This window comes from Methylobacter sp. BBA5.1 (assembly GCF_000746145.1).
In the GTDB taxonomy this organism is placed as follows: domain Bacteria; phylum Pseudomonadota; class Gammaproteobacteria; order Methylococcales; family Methylomonadaceae; genus Methylobacter; species Methylobacter marinus.
Map to the genome: position 1 here is coordinate 1 of NZ_JQKS01000003.1, position 20,638 is coordinate 20,638.

The 20,638-nt window shown below is 56.3% G+C and carries 13 protein-coding genes and 1 pseudogene; 5 read left to right on the top strand and 9 right to left on the bottom strand.

The window, feature by feature from the left end:
• Positions 1–293 (top strand): annotated as a pseudogene (locus EK22_RS24845) (hypothetical protein); the annotation flags it as partial.
• Between the two features lie 85 nt (positions 294–378).
• Here the strand turns inward: EK22_RS24845 and EK22_RS02160 are convergent.
• From EK22_RS02160 to EK22_RS02185, 6 genes are all read right to left on the bottom strand, one after another.
• Positions 379–909 (bottom strand): SRPBCC family protein, encoded by a 531-nt coding sequence (locus EK22_RS02160; protein WP_020158070.1) that lies wholly within the window; start codon positions 907–909, stop codon positions 379–381.
• Positions 910–1,024: 115 nt separating this feature from the next.
• Positions 1,025–2,743, bottom strand: a complete 1,719-nt coding sequence (locus EK22_RS02165) for an AAA family ATPase (protein WP_051961622.1) — start codon at positions 2,741–2,743, stop codon at positions 1,025–1,027.
• A 43-nt stretch (positions 2,744–2,786) separates the two neighbouring features.
• Positions 2,787–4,217: a protein adenylyltransferase SelO gene (locus EK22_RS02170; RefSeq protein WP_051961624.1), complete on the bottom strand. Its 1,431-nt coding sequence runs from the start codon at positions 4,215–4,217 to the stop codon at positions 2,787–2,789.
• Positions 4,218–4,232: 15 nt separating this feature from the next.
• A complete protein-coding gene (locus EK22_RS02175; RefSeq protein ID WP_036247678.1) occupies positions 4,233–5,585 on the bottom strand; it encodes a (Fe-S)-binding protein in 1,353 nt (450 codons plus the stop codon).
• A 730-nt stretch (positions 5,586–6,315) separates the two neighbouring features.
• Positions 6,316–6,960, bottom strand: coding sequence for a response regulator (locus EK22_RS02180; RefSeq protein WP_036247681.1), 645 nt, complete (start codon positions 6,958–6,960; stop codon positions 6,316–6,318).
• The gene (locus EK22_RS02185; protein WP_020158076.1) at positions 6,957–8,288 is read right to left on the bottom strand and encodes a histidine kinase; all 1,332 of its coding nucleotides are present in this window, start codon (positions 8,286–8,288) and stop codon (positions 6,957–6,959) included. The genes EK22_RS02180 and EK22_RS02185 overlap by 4 nt, the downstream gene beginning before the upstream one ends.
• Before the next feature lie 137 nt (positions 8,289–8,425).
• On the opposite strand from EK22_RS02185, the gene EK22_RS02190 reads away from it, so the two are divergent.
• Positions 8,426–9,382 (top strand): PQQ-dependent catabolism-associated beta-propeller protein, encoded by a 957-nt coding sequence (locus EK22_RS02190; RefSeq protein ID WP_036247684.1) that lies wholly within the window; start codon positions 8,426–8,428, stop codon positions 9,380–9,382.
• A gap of 671 nt (positions 9,383–10,053) precedes the next feature.
• Positions 10,054–11,151: a TIGR00266 family protein gene (locus EK22_RS02195; RefSeq protein WP_020158078.1), complete on the top strand. Its 1,098-nt coding sequence runs from the start codon at positions 10,054–10,056 to the stop codon at positions 11,149–11,151.
• A 233-nt stretch (positions 11,152–11,384) separates the two neighbouring features.
• Here EK22_RS02195 and EK22_RS02200 read toward each other — a convergent pair whose 3' ends face one another.
• From EK22_RS02200 to EK22_RS02210, 3 genes are all read right to left on the bottom strand, one after another.
• Positions 11,385–14,837: an SbcC/MukB-like Walker B domain-containing protein gene (locus EK22_RS02200; RefSeq protein WP_036247687.1), complete on the bottom strand. Its 3,453-nt coding sequence runs from the start codon at positions 14,835–14,837 to the stop codon at positions 11,385–11,387.
• 157 nt (positions 14,838–14,994) lie between these two features.
• Positions 14,995–16,077 carry a GGDEF domain-containing protein gene (locus EK22_RS02205; protein WP_036247690.1) on the bottom strand — a complete coding sequence of 361 codons (1,083 nt, stop codon included), beginning with the start codon at positions 16,075–16,077 and terminating at the stop codon, positions 14,995–14,997.
• A gap of 261 nt (positions 16,078–16,338) precedes the next feature.
• Entirely contained in the window at positions 16,339–16,869 is a 531-nt protein-coding gene (locus EK22_RS02210; protein WP_036247986.1) for a hypothetical protein, read from the bottom strand.
• A 419-nt stretch (positions 16,870–17,288) separates the two neighbouring features.
• On the opposite strand from EK22_RS02210, the gene EK22_RS02220 reads away from it, so the two are divergent.
• Both EK22_RS02220 and lplT read left to right on the top strand, forming a co-directional pair.
• A complete protein-coding gene (locus tag EK22_RS02220) occupies positions 17,289–19,472 on the top strand; it encodes an AMP-binding protein (RefSeq protein ID WP_051961625.1) in 2,184 nt (727 codons plus the stop codon).
• Positions 19,469–20,638 carry a lysophospholipid transporter LplT gene (gene lplT, locus EK22_RS02225; RefSeq protein ID WP_020158083.1) on the top strand — a complete coding sequence of 390 codons (1,170 nt, stop codon included), beginning with the start codon at positions 19,469–19,471 and terminating at the stop codon, positions 20,636–20,638. The genes EK22_RS02220 and lplT overlap by 4 nt, the downstream gene beginning before the upstream one ends.

A 20,638-nucleotide genomic window follows, 5' to 3' on the forward strand; every position in this document is an offset into this window, starting at 1 on the left:
GACCCTGGCAATGGCCGCGTTGGCGTATTTGGCGGTGTTGTGCCGCCATGAAAAAGACGCGTCATCGGCAAAAAAAACCGGAAACTGCTGAGCAAGCAAGCCTGGAAGCAGCGGCAGCTCTGATCCCGTTGACGGTACCGGAAGTGCGCAAGCTGTTGTGGCAATGGCTGTGGCGGCATCCGCCGAGAATCATGCATATCGTCAACTGGTCGCTATGGCGAAGACGCCATCAAGCCGTTGCCCGTGCCTGCCATTACCGACGACGCAGGGAGAAAAATAATCTACAACTGTAGTACTATTCATCGACATCAAGCGCCATGGCATATGCTGAGGAATAAAGCCGGGCTTATCCTACGCTTGCCGGAGAACCTGAAAGGCTTACTTTTCCAGTTTTTGCTTAAGACCGGTCAGGCCGTTTTTGAAAAATTCGTTCATCGCCTTGACGGCCGCTTCGTCATTGAGTTTCTCGGGCGGCGTGTTGCCGGTGTCGCCGCGGTAGAAACGGCTTTTCAGGGTGACGATGCTGCTGTCGGCCGTTTCTCCCGGCGTTACCTGAAGCGCGATGGAGTAGGAACTGGTCGGAAACGCCTGCACGTTTTCGGTTTTCAGACGATAGCTGTATTCGTGGTCCTTGTCGCTGTAAAAATCCAGCTCTTCCACGATCTGGCCGTCATTTTGCAGGGTGAGCGTGCGCACGCCGCCGGACTCGTGTTTGCCGTCGCCGGTGCTATCCTTGACGTCGGGATGCCAACTCGAAATGCCGTCGAATTGCTTGACCGCATCCCAGACCGTATCGACCGGGGCGTTGATTTCCAGGCTTTCCTTGGCTTTTTGCGGGGTCGGCCCGTGCGCCAGGGACAGCGCGGGGAATAACAGAAAAACGAGTAATGCTGCGGGTGTAAACTTCATATCAATACTATGCCTTGTTCGTTCAAAAGGGCATAGTATTGATGAATTCCAGAGAAAGGCATCGGGCAATTTTCCCGCTATCGGCAGGGACAATTCCCTTTTTTGCCGCCGGCGCTCAGGTGCGCACGTCCTCCCGCCCGGCCGGTTTATCCATGCCCCTGAACACCGAACAGCGCTTGAACACGTCCAGGTTCGGCGCCACCCGTTTTTGCTGGCAGAATTTGGCGGCCAGCTTGGTCAGGCCCTTGATCTCCCGGCCGGTCGCGTGCGGGAAGATATCGGCCAGCTGCTCGATCAGATCCGGCTCGACGGCCAGTTCGAACTGCTCGGTCATGACCTGCCAGATCTTGACCCGGTCCTCGCGTTCCGGCGGATAATAGCGGATCAGCGCGATACAGCGGGAAATGATCGCTTCGTCGATGTCGTCGATGCGGTTGGTGGTCAGAAACAGCAGGCCGTTGAAATATTCCAGCACGCGCAGGAACACGCCGACCACGGCATTGGAAGCCAGGCTGTCGTTGCGGCGGCGGATGTAGACATCGGCCTCGTCGATCAGCATCACGGCGCCCCAGCGCTGTGCGCGGATCAGGGTATCCTTGAGCTCTTTTTCCATTTCCGCGACGTTCAGGCCCAGTTGTCCGGAATGCACGCGGTACAGCGGCCGCTGGATGATTTCCGAATACACCTCGGCGGTCAGCGTCTTGCCGACCCCGGCGGGACCCGCGCAGAGTACCGTCGTGCCGCCGGATTTGCCTGCCACGATATCATCCATCAGCACATCCATTTCCGCGGTCAGGATGTCGATCAGATCGGTCTGCTCGGGCGGCAGAATCAGCTTTTGCTTCAGTTCCGGCTGGTAGCGGTAGGGCTGCATATGGTCGACGTGCACCCAGACGTGATGATGCAGTTCCAGGTGAAACATCAGCATGTAGCCGTGCACCGGCAGTTCCGTGAACAGGCCCTTGGGGATGGCGGCCTTGGAGGCTTCCGCCTGCTGTTCCACCTTGCTGTCGTAGCGCGTGCTTTTGCCGGCCCGGCGCAGAAAGCCGCCCAGGATATCGCCGGACGCCTCCAGCGTCAGGGCGCGATCGCTGATAATGTTTTCGTCGTTGACCAGCCGGGTGCTGCCGCCGCCCGAGGACAGTACGACGACGTTCTTGCGGGTCCAGTCGTTGCTGCGGTGATTGGCGGTCGGGTCCTCGGCATAAATGCCCGTGCCCGTGGCCGAGAACTGTTCGCCGTAACGCGCCCGCCAGTCGAAATAGCGCCCGGCGGATTCGTCGTAGGCGGCGATCAGTTCCGGCGTTTCCTTCAGATAGCCCTTCATGGCAAGGATTTCGCTGATCGACTGCCCTTCAATGTCTTTCTCCCGAATGATCAGGGTTTCGATGGCGATTTTGCCGCGCGAGTTGGCTTTCAGTTCGATCAGTATCCGCCCGGCCTCTTCCTCGCCGGGCGGCGTATAGTCCAGCCGGGTGATCAGGTAGGCCGAGGTTTTGCCGGTGACGCTGACGCGGAACAGCCAGCCGCGCTGCGCATCCTCGACCAGATAGCCGGCAATCGCCGGCACCAGCTTTTCCAGGTCCTCGGCTGAATACTTCTGACTGTCGTCATTGAGCGCTTTTTGCAGCGTGGCGATCATCGCCGCCTGGCTAAGCATGTCGGGGCCGGCCTGCTGATAGAGATTTTTAAGATAGCCGAGCTCGGAACTGGACAGCCGGTTAAAAGGCACTTCCGCCTTGTTGCCGAAGCGCAGCTGGTCCTTGAGCGGCGTCAATCCCGGAAACTCCGCCACCATGGCATTAACATAGGTTCTTTCAATCTGCAGTTTCATTTTCTGTTGCCTCTTTATTAAGAGAGTTTGCAGGCCGGGTTGATCACCCCAGCCTGCGGCTGATGTTGTCCTGCTGCTGCGGCTGGCTGTAAAACGCCATGCCCGGCTGTTCTTCATATGGGTTTTGCACCAGTTTCAGCAATCTTTCCAGTTCGGTGAAGTCGCCTTTTTCGGCTTTTTGCTCAGCCTGATACAGCAAATGCGCGCGCAGAACATAGCAGGGATTGACGCGGTTCATACGGTCCCGGCGCTCGTTCGGCGGCGCCTTTTCCAAGCTCAGGCGGTCCTGATAGCAGGCCAGCCAGCTTCGCAGCGGAGCGGAATACGTCATGACATGGCCCGGCTTGAAGCCGGCAAGGTTACGGAAAAAGCCGGCATAGTCGGCGCCCGAGAGCGCCAATGCCGACAATAGGCTGTTCACCAGATCGATATCGTCCGGATGTTGCGTTTGCAGACCCAGTTTCGCCCGCATGGCTTGCAGATAATGCTGCTGATAGGTTTGCCGGTACAGGCGCAGCAAGCTGGCGGGAATGGTCGGCGAGGGCAGCAGCGAAGTAAACGCCTGGGCCAGCGCCAGACAGTTCCAGCGGCCGATGTCGGGCTGCTGATCATACTGATACCGGCGCTGGTCGTCGGACGGATTCGGCGAGAATCCGGGATCATACGTCTCCATGAAACCGAACGGACCCAGGTCCAGCGTTTCGCCGCTCAAAGTCATGTTGTCGGTATTCATGACCCCGTGCACGAAGCCCGCGCTTTGCCAGCCGGCGATCAGGCGGGCCGTTCGCCCGATGACTGTTTCCAGAAACCTCAGCGGCCATTTTTCCGCCGCTTCATCAAGCAATTCGGGAAAATGCTGTTCGATGACAAAGACAAACAATTCGCGCAGGTCATAGATCTCATCGCGGTGATGAAAGTATTCGAAATGGCCGAAACGGATATGCGACCGGGCCATTCTGACCAGAATGGCGGCGGTCTCGCTACGGTCCCGCCGTATTTCAGTGCGGCTGCCGAGCAGGCAGAGCGACCGCGTGCTGGGAATGCCAAGCGCTGTCAGCGCCTCGCCGGCCAGGTATTCCCGGATCGCGGCGCCGAGCGGATAACGGCCGTCCAGCGTGCGCGAATAAGGCGTCAGTCCCGCGCCTTTCAGCTGGATTTCGTAAGTTTGCCCGTTCGCCCCCTGCGTCCCGCCCAGGGTAATGGCGCGGCCGTCGCCCAGCCGCGAGGTGAAAATGCCGAACTGATGCCCGGCGTAAACCGTGGCGATCGGCTGCATGCCGGGTAGCGGTTCATCGCCGTTAAAACAGCGCAGTGCCGTTTCAGTGCCCAAGTCTTCGGCGTTCAATCCCAATAGCCGCGCCGCCTGCTCATTGCAATGCACGAAATAGGGCCCGGCCAGCGGCGTCGGGTCGACCCGCTGGTAGAACGACGGCGACCGTTGCAGCCAGAGGTTGGTCCATGGCAGCGTATTCATTGCCATCGCCCGCGGTTACCGGCCGAGCGCCGCATACAAGACCTCGGCGATATGCAGCGGTCTGGCGTGGCCGCCGTTGAGGATTTGCTGCTGGCAGGAAAAGCCGTTGGCGACAACCGCGGCATCGGGCTCCGCCCGCAAGGCCGGATAAAGCCCCAGCTCCGCCATTTCACGCGAGAAATCGGCATGTTCGGATTCCAGGCCGAATTGTCCCGCCATGCCGCAACATGATGACTCAATTTGCTGGCTGTCCAGATCCGGAACCATCTTCAGCACCTTGCGCATGGCCTTGGTCGCGCCGACTGCCTTCTGATGGCAATGGCCGTGCACCAGCAGTTTTTGCCTGCCGCGCGAGTTGAACGCCAGCGTCCAGCGCTTGGCCGTTTGTTCCCTGGCGATAAATTCCTCGAGCAACAGCACTTTCCCGGCCAGTTGCCTGGCCTGCTCACCCAGGCCCATGCTCAGATATTCGTCCCGCAGGCTGAGAATACAGGAGGGCTCCAGGCCGATGATCCAGCGTCCCGCGTCGATGTGCGGCTTCAGCGCCTGCAATAGGCGGCGCGCTTCATGGCGGGCCTTCGCGATCATGCCGTTGGCAAAATAGGTTCGCCCGCAGCATAACGGCTGCCGGGCCGCGTCGGCATCTCCCTCTTCATTCAGCACATGCACCCGATAGCCCGCGGCCGCGAGCAACGAGACGGCCGCCTCGGCAACGGCGGGATTGAAATAGCGATTGAAGGTATCGACAAATACGACGACTTCCGGCATGTCGGCGTCATTTTTCTGTTGCTCTCGTACGGATGTCTCGCTGAACGGCCGCTCGGCGGGTTCCGGCAGGCGCGCGCCGGCGCTGATGCCCAGCAATCGGTCCACGCACTGCGCCAGCAACGCGTGGCGGTTGCGCCATCTGATCAGCTGGCCCGTCAGGGGGAAGCGGGCCAGTAATGCCGGCAGCGCCGCAAACAGGCGGTTGCGCAGCGGCGTGCCGGTGGCCCTGAAGCGCTGGGCCAGAAACTCGGCCTTGATCAGCGCCATATCCACTTCGTTCTCGCATTCGCGTTTGCAGCCTTTGCAGCTGACGCACAGATCCATCGCTTCGACCAGCTCGCTTTTCTCAAACGGTGCGTCGCCGAACTCACCGTTGAGCGCCGCTTTCAGCAATTTGACGCGGCCGCCGGTCGACAGCGCCGGTTTGCCGCTGACGCGAAAGCTGGGGCACATCACGCCTTTGCCGGCTTGCTCGCAGGCACGACTGCCAATGCAGACCGCAATCGCCTTGGCGTAATCGCCGCCGGTTTTGGGAATATCGGCATAGGCGTCCCCCATGCCGGCCTCTTTGTAAGCTGACCAATCGAGAACGAGTTTCATAATAGCTCTGAAGTTGTTGACAACAGAATCAGAGCAAAATGGATGCCAGCGTCGAGACTTTGCTAACTTATTGTTTTATTAAATATTTGCCGAACGGGGAATATGTAGGAAACCTTACAAGCCTCAACTTGGCGTTAAACCACGAAGAACGCGAAGCTCACGAAGAAAAGCAAAACCTCGCGCTCTTCGTGGTTAATTAATAATGCGCAGGTCTGCTAGAGCAATCAGCCGTTACTTGAAAGCAACGACTCTTGTGAAAACTGAGTTTTATTATTGGCAAGCCTGTCTGAAAAATACAGTAGGGTACGAAGCTGTGAAAGAATTCATTTTTTAGCCCAAATGAATAAATAACCACATGTGCGTTCCCTGGTTCCGTGGGAACCGGTACCGGGCTTTGAGATCGGCATGTCGTATGGCCCGGTATGCGTTCCCACGCAGGAGGGCTGTGAAAGAATTAGTGAAAAACGTCATAAAAAGCCTTATTCACCACGAAGATCACGAACGACTGTAGGGATGCAGGAGGTAGAGCAACGCAGGAGCAGTTGCCGAGGACACGAAGAAAAAATTAATTTAATCAATAGCTTAAAACTTCGTGCTCTTCGTGTCCTTCGTGGTTAATTAATAATGCACTGACATGCTATCCATTGAATGGACGGACTTTCCGCTTAAGCCGAGGCCTATCAAGGAAGATGTAGGAAAGCCTACAAAACCTCAAGCCGCCGGGCTTGATTCAGCTTTTCATGACGCCCAGCACCATGGCAATGTGCGCCAGTTCGGCCGTGGTCGATACCTTGAGCTTGCTTTTGATCTGCGTGCCGTAATTGGCCACGGTTTTATAACCCAGGCATAGCTCATCGGAAATTTTATGCAGGGTCAGGCCCTTTGCCAGCAACCGGAAGACATCGAATTCCCGGGCGGACAAGGTGTCTATCAGCGCCCGATAATCGGCCTGGTTCGTTTGCGCGGGCAGGCTTTTCCTTAATCCCTGTTCAATATAAGCTTCGCCAGCGGCTATTTTCTCCAGCGCTTCCACCAAAATCTCCGGCGCGGAATTTTTGGTGATATAGCCTTTCGCGCCGGCTCCCAGCGCCCGGTTGACATATACGATCTCGTCATGCACGCTGAAGACCAGTATCCTGGCCGCGCTGTCGCGCAGCAGGATGCGCCGTATGCTTTCCAGTCCGCCGATGCCCGGCATCGATAAATCGAGCACGATGACATCCGGCTGTTTTTCCAGGTAAAGCTGGCAGGCCTGTTCGCCCCGCTCGGCTTCGGCTATCACGTCTATATGGTCCACGGAGGACAGCAGCAAGCGGAAACCGGCCCTTACCACGGCATGGTCATCCACCAGAATAACTTTTATTTTTTCTTTCATTTCAAAGGAATAGTCGCGATGATGTTCATACCTTGTTGTGGCCGGGTCTCCAGGCGGAACTCGCCGCCCAGGCTTTTGATTCGCTCTCTCATGCCTAGCAGCCCGAAACCCATTTTTATTTTTTCCGGCATATAGCCCTTGCCGTTATCCGTCACCTGCAGGCGCAATTGCTTGATGGTAGTCTCCCGCGGCATTATTTCGAGGCAAATGATAGCCTCTTCGGCCTGCGCATGGCGAACAATATTGGTGATGCACTCCTGCACGACCCTGAAGACCTGGATGGTGATTTTCGGCTCCAGTCCGTCAACGTCATCGGCACAATTCAGGAGCAGTTTCAATTCGGGATTCCGGTTCGACCATTGGTTGATCAGGTCTTCCAGGGTCGCCTTCAAGCCCAGTTCGGTCAGGATCAGCGGATGCAGGTTGCGCATCATGGAGCGCACGACCGTAATCAGATGATCGCAAATGCCGGTAATGGCATCGGCGATCCGTTCGGCCTCGGCTTTGTTGCTTTTGGCCGTGACCGCCATGACTTTAATGGCGGTTAACGACTGCCCCAGTTCGTCATGCAATTCCTGCGACAGACGTTGCCGCTCTTCTTCCTGGATTTCCAGCGAGTGCAGCGTCAGGGCGCTGTTTTCCTTTTGGGCCACGTCCAGTGTGTGAGTCATGTGGTTGATGGCCTTGGCAATGCTGTCGTATTCCTGAATGGAAAAGTCCGGCAGTTTGTGCTGATACTGCCCCTGCTCGATGGCTTTCAAGCCGTCGACGATGACGGCGATCGCCTTGAACGCCTTGTTGAAAGCCAAATTGACGGCCAGAAACGTGATCAGCGTCATCACCAGCAGGGATACGAAAAACGAGAAGCTTTCCTCCCAAACCTCGACGATCTCGTCCAGCGGGTCGGCCTGAATGATCAGCGTGATCTGTTCGCCGTCCGCGGTGGTCAGTTGCTGCTCCAGTTGCGGGTATTCGGCCGATACCAGATTGATAAACCATTGCGGCGGCATATAAGCCTCGGCGTCGATGTCCTCTCTCTGCTTGGCCGAATAGCTTATAACCTCTCCCTCCGGCTTTTTCAGTTGAATATTTAAATGACGGGTCTGCTCCAGCGAGACGAACCGCGGCAGCCAGGTATCGACATCGAACGCCGTCTGTTGCGATTGCGGAAAATTGAGCTGAATGAACTGGGCGGCCAGGTTAAGCGATGAATCGATTTCCCGGCTGACGGCGTCGCGCGCCTGCCAGATGGCCACGGAGCCGCCTAAAATCAGAATGGCGATACTGGTAAGGAAAATCCTGATGTTGATCTGATAGCGTAAACTCATCTTCGGTTCGCCTAAATTCTCAATTATGGTGTTCAGGTTCCGCTCCTCCTATAGGAAAAATTCTTTTTTTTACCATCGCTGTTTATCTTCTTGACGGCAATGCTATGTTGTGTGCTTTTTTTTGCAAGAACACGCTTATGAAACACATTATAACGGCTGCCCTGCTGATAGCGGGCAGTATCGCTCATGCGGAAACGGTTTTTGTGACGCTGGAGAAAGACAACGCCCTTGCCGTTGTCGATCCGATCGCAGGCAAGTTGCTGAAAACCGTTGACGTCGGCCAGCGTCCGCGCGGCATCGCCATCAGCAAGGATTACCGGCACCTTTACATCGCCACCAGCGATGACAATACCATCCGCATCATTAACAGCGACACCTTTGCCGAGGAAGGCCAACTGCCCTCCGGCGAGGATCCGGAAACGTTCGCGCTGGATCCCGACGGCCGGTTCGCCTATGTCTCCAATGAGGATGACAGCCTGGTGACGGCCATCGACATTGATCAACGCAAGGCCATCAAGACGGTTCCGGTCGGCGTCGAACCGGAAGGCATTACCGTCAGCCCGGACGGCAAATGGGTGGCCAGCGCGTCGGAAGCCACCAACATGGTGCACTGGATTGACCGCAACAGCCTTGCCGTCGTCGATAACACACTGGTTGATCCCCGCCCCCGCGCGCTAAGCTTTACCGCCGACAGCCAGCAACTTTGGGTGACATCGGAAATGGCCGGCACGGTGACGGTTATCGATGTGGCGACGCGCCAAATCATCAAGCAGATCAAGCTGGCCGTGCCCGGCGTCACGGATGACAAGATCCAGCCGGTCGGCGTGCTGATCGACAACGAGCGGCAGTGGGCCTATGTGGCCATGGGACCGGCCAACCGGGTTGCCGTGATCAATGCCCAGACCCTTGAACCGGAGAAATATTTACTGGTGGGTCAGCGGGTCTGGAACCTGGCGTTCTCGCCGGACCAGAAACGCCTTTATACGACCAACGGCGTCAGCAATGACATTTCCCTGATCGATCTGGAAGCCCATAAGGTCACCAAGTCCGTGGGCGTCGGGCGTTATCCGTGGGGCGTTGCGGTCAAGCCTTAGGCACTGTTTCTACTTGGCACATGTTACGCGATAGGTTGAATTTGGATCGTCATAATTAAAGTGCCGCCAGCGCGACGGTGATTTGAATCGGCTTGCCAATGTAGGTGCGAATTCACTTGTGCCCTTCAGGGTGTTCGCACGGGTATTTAAGGTAACTGCGAATACCCTCTGGGTCACAAGTGAATTCGCACCCATCGGAACTGACTTTATGCATTTAGGATTTGGCTAAAAATGGCTTCCTGAAATGACAATCCTGCACAGGATGTGCCGACCCAAAGCAAGCGCTCCAGGCGGCGCAATGGCGCGCATCGCTCGCGGACGATGCGCCTCCTGGCGTCGGCACATCCTATGTTTAAACAGGGAAATGATTGACGACCCAATCCTTGGTTGTCTTGAGATTGGCTTAATATAGCGTCGCTAGCCGAAAGCGGTGCTGCCCGGCACGGCAAACGGGATAAAAAATCACACATGCGCAACTTCAGAACCTTAAAAAATAGCGGATGTTCGCCGTCAATTCGTCCAAGGAGCAAACGCGGGCACGGCGGCTCGCCGCCTCACCCCTTGCCGGCGCCCTGCCTGAACCGGAATGCCCTGTCAGCTGTATCAAAAACTCGATTGGTCTATACTCATAGACTGTTTCTACATTCCATAATTTAAGCTAGGCTCACACGATGAATGAATGGTTTTTTTCTTTTAATAATACAGTCAGCGGCCCCTATACATTGGATTATGCAAAGGTTTTCGCCCGCGAACACCAGGGTGCTTATTGCTGGTGCCCGCGTTTTCCCGACTGGATTCCCATTTTCGAGGCAACTGAAATCAGGCCGATGAAGAAAGACGGCGTCACGCCTTTTCCGCCGCCGCCTGCGCATATGATGTCGCCCAAGCCGACGGCATTGCCTGCCGGCGTTCAGCCGGTCAATGCGGCTGGTACGCAACCGGATGTCCAGTCTTCCGGCGGGTTTGGCCAGCAAGCGGTCACTGACGGTATCGATTATAAAATCTACGGTCATGAAATGCAGTTTGTGGAAATCGAACTGGACCCGCAAGAGAGCGCGGTCGCCGAGGCGGGCGCGATGATGTACAAAAGCCCTGGAGTAAAAATGGAAACCATTTTCGGGGACGGTTCGGCCAATCAGCAATCCGGTATCATGGGGCTATTGCTGGGCGCGGGTAAGCGCTTGCTGACAAACGAAAGCCTGTTTGTTACCGTGTTCACGCAAAACGCCCATGGTAAAGGTAAAGTGGCGTTCGCGGCACCTTTTCCAGGCACTATTCTCGCCTTGAATTTGAACGACTATGGCCAAAAACTGATTTGCCAGAAAGACAGCTTTTTGGCGGCCGCCAAAGGCGTGCAGATCGGCATTCATTTCCAGCGCCGTATTTTGACCGGCCTGTTTGGCGGTGAAGGTTTTATCATGCAAAAACTGGAAGGCAATGGCTGGGTGTTTGTTCATGCCGGCGGCTGCCTGCAAAAAATAGAACTGGCCGTCGGTGAAACGCTGCATGTCGATACCGGGTGTCTGGCGGCGATGACCGGCAGCGTTGATTTTGACATTCAACAGGCCGGCGGCATTAAAACCATGCTGTTTGGCGGCGAAGGCTTGTTTTTTGCCAAGTTAACCGGCCCTGGCACCGTTTGGCTGCAAAGTCTGCCGTTCTCGCGCCTGGCGGGCAGGATGATGACATCGGCGCCGCAAGGAGGCGGCAGACAACAAGGCGAAGGCTCCATTCTAGGGGGGCTGGGGAATTTACTCGATGGGGATTGATGCAACCTCGTAGGGAGAACGACTTTTAGCAACGCGCATGCAAAACTTCATCACATGTGCGGATGGGTTTCCGATGCAGGTGCGAATTCACTTTTGCTCCAGAGGGCATTCGCAGTCATCTTATCAGTGCCCGTGCGAATGAATTCGCACCTACATTAAGCCGGTTCAAATTACCGCTGCATTAGCCGCATTTTTTAATCGATCTCTATGCCTTTCGCTGCCAGCAGGCTGTATCAAGACGCTTTCCGCAGTTCGCCCATGCCGTTCGGCTTTTTGATCACCTGCAGCTGCGTCTTGAAGCGTTTCTGCACGCTTTCGACATGGGAGATAACGCCGACGATTTTCCCGTGCGTATGCAGGCTTTCCAGGGTGCTGATGACGGTATACAGGTTTTCCGCATCCAGGTTGCCGAAGCCTTCATCCAGAAACAGCGAGTCCACGGCCTTGCCGTTGTTGGCCAGCTCCGAAAGCCCCAATGCCAGGGCCAGGCTCACGATAAAGCTTTCGCCGCCGGATAAGGTCCGGGGCAGACGGCGGACGTTGGCCTGATAGGTATCCTCGATCTCCAGCGCCAGCCCTTGCTCACTGGGTTTTCGCCGGATGTAATACCGGCCGCTGATTTTCTCGAGTATTTCGTTGGTCTGGGCCAGTAACCGGTCCGCAACCTGCCGCTGCACGCGACGACGGAATTCCATGCCGCTTTCCGCCGTAATCTGCTGCGCTTCCGCCAGGCATTGGGCGGTGATGGCTTCCTGGTCATGGAGCCGGGCCAGGACCGCATCATGCTGTTGCTTACGCTGCGCCTGTTCCTTCAGGATTCTTTCCAGGCGCTGGACTTCCTGCCGCGCGATGTCTATTTTTTCGGCCAGGCTTCTTAACTGAACCTCTACTTCTTCCTTGCTCAAGGTCGTGTCTGCTTGAGCGAGCTCGGCCTGCAACAGGGCATTATTCTGCTCCAGCTGTGCCGTCATGGTTTCAATGTCCGTCTCCAGCGCGGTCAATTGCCCTTCCAGTTCCGGCTGGCGATCGATCAGCTCCAGCATGGCCTCAAGCGCCTGCAGGCTCTCAAACTGCGTGCCTTGCAATTTCTGCTGCAGCGCCTGCCGCAGGCCGGCAAGTTCGGCTTCCTGTTGCGCGATCGATTGCTCCTTGTCGGCGATCAGCTTCTGTTTCTCGATCAGGGCCAGATGCAGGCCGACGGCTTCTTCCTGCCGCAGCCGGCGGCTGTAGACCTCAAGCTTGTCACTGTCTTCCTGGATCTTGGCCCGGGCCGCGGCCTCTTTCTGGCTCAGCGCGTCCAGTTCCTCGACCAGTGTCTTGCGGCGGAACGCATAGCCCTGGTATTCCTGGCGCCGGCTGTTGAGCCGGTCGAACAATAGATCTTCCTTACCGATGGCCGGCAGTTTTTCGCCGAGCGCGGCCAGCTGTTCAATGAGCTTGTCGGTCAGCTGTTTTTCTTCCTGCTGACACCTGGCCAGTTCCGCTTCCGTATCGATCTGATCCTGGGGACGCCCCTGCCACTCGGCATCCAGTCTTTCCGTATTGGCTTTCAGCTGCTCTATGGCGTCTTCGGTCCTGACCAGCAAGGCTTTTAATTTTTCAATGCTGTCCTGCTTGCTCTTGTATCGGGCCGCCAGCGTGACGATATTTTTCAATTCGTCGGTTTCGGCGTTCAGCAGCTGTTTCATCAGTTTGGTATTATCGATGCTCAGCTCGCGGCTGGCGATATTGAGCCGGTTGCTCAGCATCTGCCATTGCGACTTGATCTGCGCCAACTGCGTCTCGGTTGCCCGGTTTTTTTCCTCTTGTTTTTGCGCGACGGCGATTTGCTGCGTCAGTTTATCGGCCGTTGCCGCCAGCGCCTGGACTTTGGCCCGCTGGTCGGCCAGGGCCTGTTGGGAATTGGACACGGCCGGCGGACGTTTGACATAAGGGTGCGTCAGGGAACCGCATAACGGACAGGGCTTGCCTTCCACCAGATGGTGCCGTTCCGCTTCCATTCTTTTCAGCAGGGCTTCCCGGACAACCGACTCTTCCAGCGCCCGGACGATATTTTCCTCGCGGCTCAGTTCCTGCCGGGTCTTTTCCAGATCGCGGGTCAATGCCTCGAGATCATATACCGGCGCCTCTCTGCCGAAGAGGTTGCTGAAAAAATCGAATCCGGCATCGGCCAGTTTCAGATACGCCCGGGCCAGGCTGTTTAATTCCTGAAAGTCGGCAACACGCTCTTGTTGTTCCTGGCGCAGCTCTTCAATTTGCTCGGGGTTATGGCCCTCCGCCAGCGTTATCAGTTCCTGCTCTTCATCTTCGAGCTTGGCTTTCAGATCGGCGAGTTTCTTGATTTCCCGGTCGGTCGCGGACTTGCTGTTTTTCAGCGAGGTGGTCGTATTCTTCGACCATTTGGCGAAGGATTTCTGTTTTTCCCTGAGCTCGGCCAGTTCCGTCCTGAGTTTTTTCAAACGGCCGGTTTCGGGAAAATCGGTCAGCAGCGATTGGTCGGCGGCATGTTCGTCCAGCCAGACCGATACGTTCCCCAGCACCGTCTTCTTTTCCTCGATCTGCGCGCCTAATGTCCGCAGCAAAGCCATCTCCGACTGCTTGTCGACATTCAGCAGATCAATCTGCGCCTTGGTGCTGTCTATGGCTTCCTTCTGTTCGTCGGCGGATTTTTTGCCCTGATCGGGCGGGATGTTTTTGTCGATATTCGGATCGGCAAGCAGGGTTTCCAGCTGTTTCAGCTCGTTGCGATAGGCGGCCAACGCGGCTTTGTCCTGCTGAATGTCGTGCGCTTTACCGGCAATCGACGCCACATCGTCTTTAAACAGCAGCGCATCCTGGGCGAAGGCGAGCTTGGCCAGGTTTTCCTGCTGGCTCTCCGCCTGTTTTTTGGCGTCCTGCAGTTGTTTTTCCTGTACGGCGATATCACTGTTCAGCACCGTTATTCTCTTCAGCGCGGCTTGCTGTTGCTTCAACTGGCCGTGCTGGTCGCGCAATTCGGCGTATTGCTCGTTAAAATCACTTAAATCATGCTCGTACGCTTCCAGCTTTTCGGCTTCCATGAGCGGCAGGGCCGCCAGATCCTGCCTTAACTGATCCAGGCTTTTTTGCGCGTTCTCGGCTTTTTCAAGAATTTCCTTTCTATAATCGGTGTAGATATCACTGCTGATGATTTTTTCCAGGATATCCATGCGCTCGGTATCGAGGGCATTCAGGAAGGCCGCGAAATCGCCCTGCGCCAGCAGGATGGAACGCGTGAAATTGCGGAAATTCATGCCGGTGATTTCGGTGATCAACGCGCAGACCGAATGGGGCGTATCGGCCAGCAGTTCCTCGGTTTCCCCGAGACGGGTCAAGGTCATGACCGGCGGCAACGGTTCCGCATCGGGGCGGCCGCCTTCGCGCGCCACCTGCCAGCCGGAGCGGTATCTTTCAGCGCCGATGGAAAATTCAATCACCGCGAAACACTCGGCCGTGTGTTTGGTCATGACATGCCGGGCCGGACGCTCAAACCGGAAGGTCTCGCCGTATAAAGCCAGGGTAATGGCGTCGAGAATGGCGGACTTGCCCGAGCCGTTAGGCCCGGTAATGGCGAAAACACCGGTATCAAATGGCGCCTGGTCAAAGTCGATGCGGTTCTCGCCTTCTAAGGATTTGATATTTTTAAAGTGGATACTGAGTATTTTCATGCGCTGACGACTCTGCCCGGCAAGGATTAGGTTTTTTCAAATCTTTGCATTATAGCTCCGTCGATCAATATTTTCTTGTTCAGGCTCAGTCTTTTATAACGAATGCCGAAAGTCAGCCGGTAAAATGGGCATTGCGGCAGTTGCCCGTGCCTGACTCTCAGGCATCCGATGGCTGCTGAACCGCTTTTGACGCCCTTTTGGCCTCATACATTTTCCGGTCGGCAAAACGGATGACGGCATCGGGCTCGTCATAGCGGCCGGGGCCTGTCTGGTATATGCCGATGCTTAACGAGATATCCTGCCGGAATTCCCCGAGAACCTCGTTGAAACGGTGGACATAGATATCCCTGGCCTGCTCCTCGCGGCAATTGGGCAGAATGATGCAGAATTCATCGCCGCCGTAGCGGAAGCAGCTGTCTTCGGCGCGTGATATGTGTTTTATGACATCGCCTATCATGCATAACACTTCATCGCCGCGTTGATGGCCCTCGATGTCATTGATTTTTTTAAAGTCGTCGATATCGAAGTAGACAAACGACACCGGCTCGGAGCGGCGCTGCGCGCATTTAATGGTGTAATCAAGCATTTCGGATAGAAAACGCGTATTCAACAGCCCCGTCAGCGGGTCCCGGCGCGCCAGTTCCTCCAGTTGTTGCGTCCGCTCCCTGACCTTGACTTCCAGCATTCGCGCGTAATTCTCGGATTTTTTCCTTTCAATCTCGACTTCCCAGACCAGGCTGTGGATATAAGTCTCAAACACGAGTGTGATATCGAATAGCAATAATTTATCGAGCGCCGATAGAATCGCCTGGTGGGCCCTGTCTTCCGGAAACGCTTCATTAATCGGCCGGCTCAAAAGCGTTTTGAGCGAATGCGTAGTGGTAAGATAGAACTTGGGCGCGACCCCCATGCGTTTATGAATCAGCCCGATGCGCAGGCGATTGTTGATATAGTCAATGCCGTAGAGGCCGCCGAACAAATCGAGAATATAGCTGCGCTGCACTTCGCGCAGATGATTCAGGATATCGGCATTATCGATCAACAGCGCGAGTTCAGGTATGCCGATCTGAATTTGGTAAAATTCGTCAATCAGGGCATCTACTTGCATCTCGATGACCGGCCTGCACTTAACCAGCCATCCGGCATCGGCCTCGGTGAATGACAGCAATGCCTTGCGGCGCTCGATATCCAGTTCGGTAATGCACATTTGCTCCATCAGGGTTTTGTCGGTCGGCTTCATCGGCATCTCTGGCAGGTAAACAATTGTGACTCAAGGATTTGGCTGAAAATGACTTCCTGAAATGACACGCCTGCGTAGGGTGTGCCGACCCAAAGCAGGCGCGCCAGGCGGCGCATCCTATCGTTTAAACAGGAAATTGCTTACCGCCAAACCCTACACAATTACTGCGACAATATTTACCGGTTAAAGTTGACCGCGCGGACAGACAACCGTAGATTTCAAGCCAGCGGAGGCTGTTGACAATCGTCCCGATTGCCACGGTTACCGCTGCATTCTGCCCAGATCTTGTATGGCATCCACGACCATGCCCGTTCCTATCGTTATCAATAAAATATCGGACGCCACGCGCACATACCGGTGTCCTGCCGGAGCCGGGTTCAACGACCAGACCAGCGCCGGCGGCAAATCGTGAAAGATCACCTCCCGAGAGAGCGGCCGGCCAATCCGCCACTTTTTAACCTGGCCGCGCGGCATGCAGCCGTTCCCTTTCTTGACCAATCCGGGCGGGCAATGCCCGGCACGATACTGCTGGACATAATAATCGTGAATGACGGTTCGGTGCCGGTCGAGGAAATAGCCGTTTCTGTTTATGCTGCCCCCCGCGCTCCAGTTACGGTCCGGCCTCTGATTCCTGGAACGCTCGAAACTCTCGTGTTTGTCTTTCTGCCGTTCCTTGCCGCCTTGGTTGCCGCCGCTCCACGACGGCTTGTCCGCGTGTACCGGGCCGGCAATAAGTAATCCGGCCATGACGAGAGCCACTGTCTGGCTGATCCGCGGTGTGATTCGTTGCATGTTTTGTCTCCAGTAAATTAGCAGGCGCATGAATGCGCCAGGTTGACAGACCCGCGGACTGCGGCGGCGATTTTTGCCTGGCAGTCGCATTAACGGCATTGGCCTGGCCTGCCACCACGTTGAGTAACGCTCAATCTCATCGGTTTTTTGAATTTAGACAGGAATTGCCGTTTTGTCACTGTTTTCCCCAATTAAATGTCCTGGCAGTGCAGACGGGCCCGGCCGATTTGTGGCCCTTCCGCGATTGAATTCAGATTCAACCGTTCGCCCGGAATGCAGTCTAAGAGCTTAACGTAACGGCCGTGAGTCATGGCCGCGGGCGCATGAAAATAATTAATTGAACGTCGTTTAATTTTGAATTAAAGTAACTTCTCAAGACATAGTTCAATGTCTGCTAAGATTACGCCAGGAGGAATATCATGCTGAAAAAAATACTACATTGGCTGCTGACTTTAATCTACAAGGTTGAAGTTAAGGGTCTGAATAACTATAAAAAAGCCGGAAATCGCGTTCTGATCGTAGCCAACCACACGTCCTTTCTGGACCCGCTATTGCTGGGCGTTTTCTTGCCGGACGACATCACTTTCGCGATCAACACGCATATTTCCCAGCGCTGGTGGCTAAGGCCTTTTCTAGGGCTGTCGCACGTATTTCCCATGGATCCGACGCATCCCATATCATTAAAGAATGTAATTCATCATCTGCAGCACGAGACCCGTACCGTTATTTTCCCGGAAGGCCGCATCACCGTGACCGGCTCGCTGATGAAAATCTATGACGGCACCGGCATGGTTGCCGACAAATCCGGCGCGACCATTCTGCCGGTCCGCATTGAAGGCGCCGAATACACGCATTTCTCGCGCTTGCGCAATATCGTGCGTTTGCGCCTGTTTCCCAAGATCACGATTCAGATTCTGCCGCCCACCCTGATCTCCGCGCCTAACGACTTACGGGGCAAGACCCGGCGCAAATACAGCGGCCATGTGCTGGCGGATATGATGACGGAGATGATGTTCGCCACCAGCCATTATCGGCAAACCATTTTTGCCGCTCTGCTGGAAGCGCGCAAGATACACGGCGGCAAACATCCGGTTGCCGAAGACCTGGATCGTATCCCGCTGTCGTACGATACCGTGATTACGCGCACGATCGCGATCGGCAATGCCCTGGCAAAAATCACCGAAGCCGGCGAGAACGTCGGCGTTTTCCTGCCCAATTCGACCAAAACGCTGTGCGTGACCTTGGGCTTGCAGTTGCATGGCCGCGTGCCTGCGATGCTGAATTTCTCCACCGGTTCGGCCGGCATGATTTCGGCCTGCCGAACGGCACAGGTAAAGACGGTGCTGACCTCGCGCCGCTTCATTGAGATGGGCCATTTGAGCGATGAAGCCGAGCAGCTGGAGAAGCAGGTCCGGCTGGTCTATCTGGAGGATCTGGCTGAGCGGATCACCCCGTTAGCCAAATTCAAGGCGTTGGTGCAAAGCAAAACGGCTAACTTGTGGTACGACCATAATCGCTACAGTCCGGACAGCCCGGCCGTGGTATTGTTCACGTCCGGTTCCGAAGGCACGCCCAAAGGCGTCGTGCTGTCCCATGCCAATATTCTGGGCAATCACAAACAGTTGGAGGCGCGCATCAACTTTAACGCGCAGGATGTCGTGCTCAATTTCCTGCCCATGTTTCACTCCTTCGGTTTTACCGTCGGCACGCTGCTGCCGATCCTGAATGGCATGAAGGCCTTCTTCTATCCGACGCCGCTGCATTACAGCATTATCCCCGAAATCGCTTACGAGATCAGCGCCACCATCATGTTCGGCACCAATACCTTTTTAGCGGCTTATGCGAAAAAAGCCCATGCCTATGATTTCTACAACATGCGCTATGTCGTGGCCGGCGCGGAAAAACTGCAGGAAAGCACGCGCCAGACCTGGGCCGACAAATTCGGTATCCGCATCCTGGAAGGCTATGGCGCGACCGAAACGGCGCCGGTCACATCGGTCAATACGCCGATGGATTACAAAGCCGGCACGGTCGGCCGTTTCATGCCCGACATGGAATACCGACTGGAACCGGTGCCGGGCATCCATGAGGCGGGCCAGTTGCACGTCAAAGGGCCTAACATCATGCTGGGCTATTTATTGGCCGACAATCCTGGCAAGCTGGTGCCGCCCGAATCGGTTTACGGCAAGGGCTGGTACGACACCGGCGATATCGTGCATGTCGATGAGGAGGGTTTTATCAGCATTCGCGGCCGCAGCAAGCGCTTTGCCAAGGTCAGCGGCGAAATGATCTCGCTGACAGCCGTCGAGCAACTGGCCGTGAAAGCCTGGCCCGAGGCGGACCATGCCGCCATCAGCCTGCCCGACGTCAGAAAAGGCGAGCAGATTATCCTGCTCACGACGCAAAAAAATGCCAGCCTCCACGACCTGACCGCGGTCGCCGACGGCATATCGCATATCGGCCTGCCGAAGAAAATTCTCGTGGTCAGCGCGATTCCGGTCATGGCCTCCGGCAAAACCGATTATCCGGCGGCGACCGCGCTCGCGTCCCAAAAGCTCGCGCCGATTGCCAAGCCTGATCCCGCAACCGGCAACGTGTCATGAGCCGGCAAATCTATCCGCTGCTGATTGCGCAGTTCCTGTCCGCCTTTGCCGACAATGCCATTTTGTTCACGGTCATTGCCATGGTCATGCAATCGGCCCAGTTGGCCAGCTGGTACGTTCCGGCGCTGCAAAGCGTGTTTCTGGTCGCTTTCGTGCTGCTGGCGCCCTGGGTCGGCGGCTTTGCCGACCATCACCCTAAATCCCGGGTGCTGATTATCGCCAACCTGATCAAGGCGGCGGGAGCCGGATTGCTGCTGTTGCAGGTGGAACCTTTACTGGCCTACTGCGTGGTCGGCATGGGCGCGGCCATATACAGCCCGGCAAAATACGGCATTCTGCCTGAACTGGCGGGCCATGAATTTCTGGTCAAGGCCAACAGCTGGATCGAGGGCTCCACGATACTGGCGATCCTGTTGGGCATGGTGATCGGCGCCCGGGTCGCCGATTATTCCGTCACCTGGGCGCTCGCGGGCACTATCGTACTGTTTGTCACGTCCGCCGTGGTCACGCTGGCCCTGCCGGCCCGCGTCGGTCAACGCAGCGACACGGGCTCCAGAATCATGACATTCGGCCGCCAGATCGGCCAGTTTTTCACGACCCCGCGTTCGCGCTTCGCCATTATCGGCGCCTCGCTGTTCTGGGCCGCGGCGGCGACGCTGAGAGTCATTATCGTCGCCTGGGCGCCGCTGGTTTTAATGTCCAGGAATGCGACTGAAATCGCCGAGCTGACCTTGTTCCTCGCGGTCGGCATCATTGCCGGCTCGGCCCTGGTGCCCCGGTTGATTCCGCTGGAGCATCTGCGCCGCGCCAGATTCCCGGCCTATCTGATGGCTTTGTTTATCTTCGGGCTGAGCCTGACCGACAGCCTGTGGCCGGCCCGTTTTGTACTGTTTTTCATCGGCATGATGGGCGGCATGTTTATCGTGCCGGTCAACGCCGCCCTACAGGAACTGGGCCAGCAAAGCATCGGCAGCGGCAGCGCCGTCGCCCTGCAGGGCTTCTTTCAAAACCTGACCATGCTGGCCGCGGTCGGCGGCTATACCTATGCCGCATCGCGGAATGCCGATCCGGTGCTGGCCATGCTGACATTGGGGGCGGTGGTTTTCATCTCGACTTTTTTGGTGTCGCTGCGCCTGCCAAACAGGCAGTTGCAGCCCGCCGGCTAG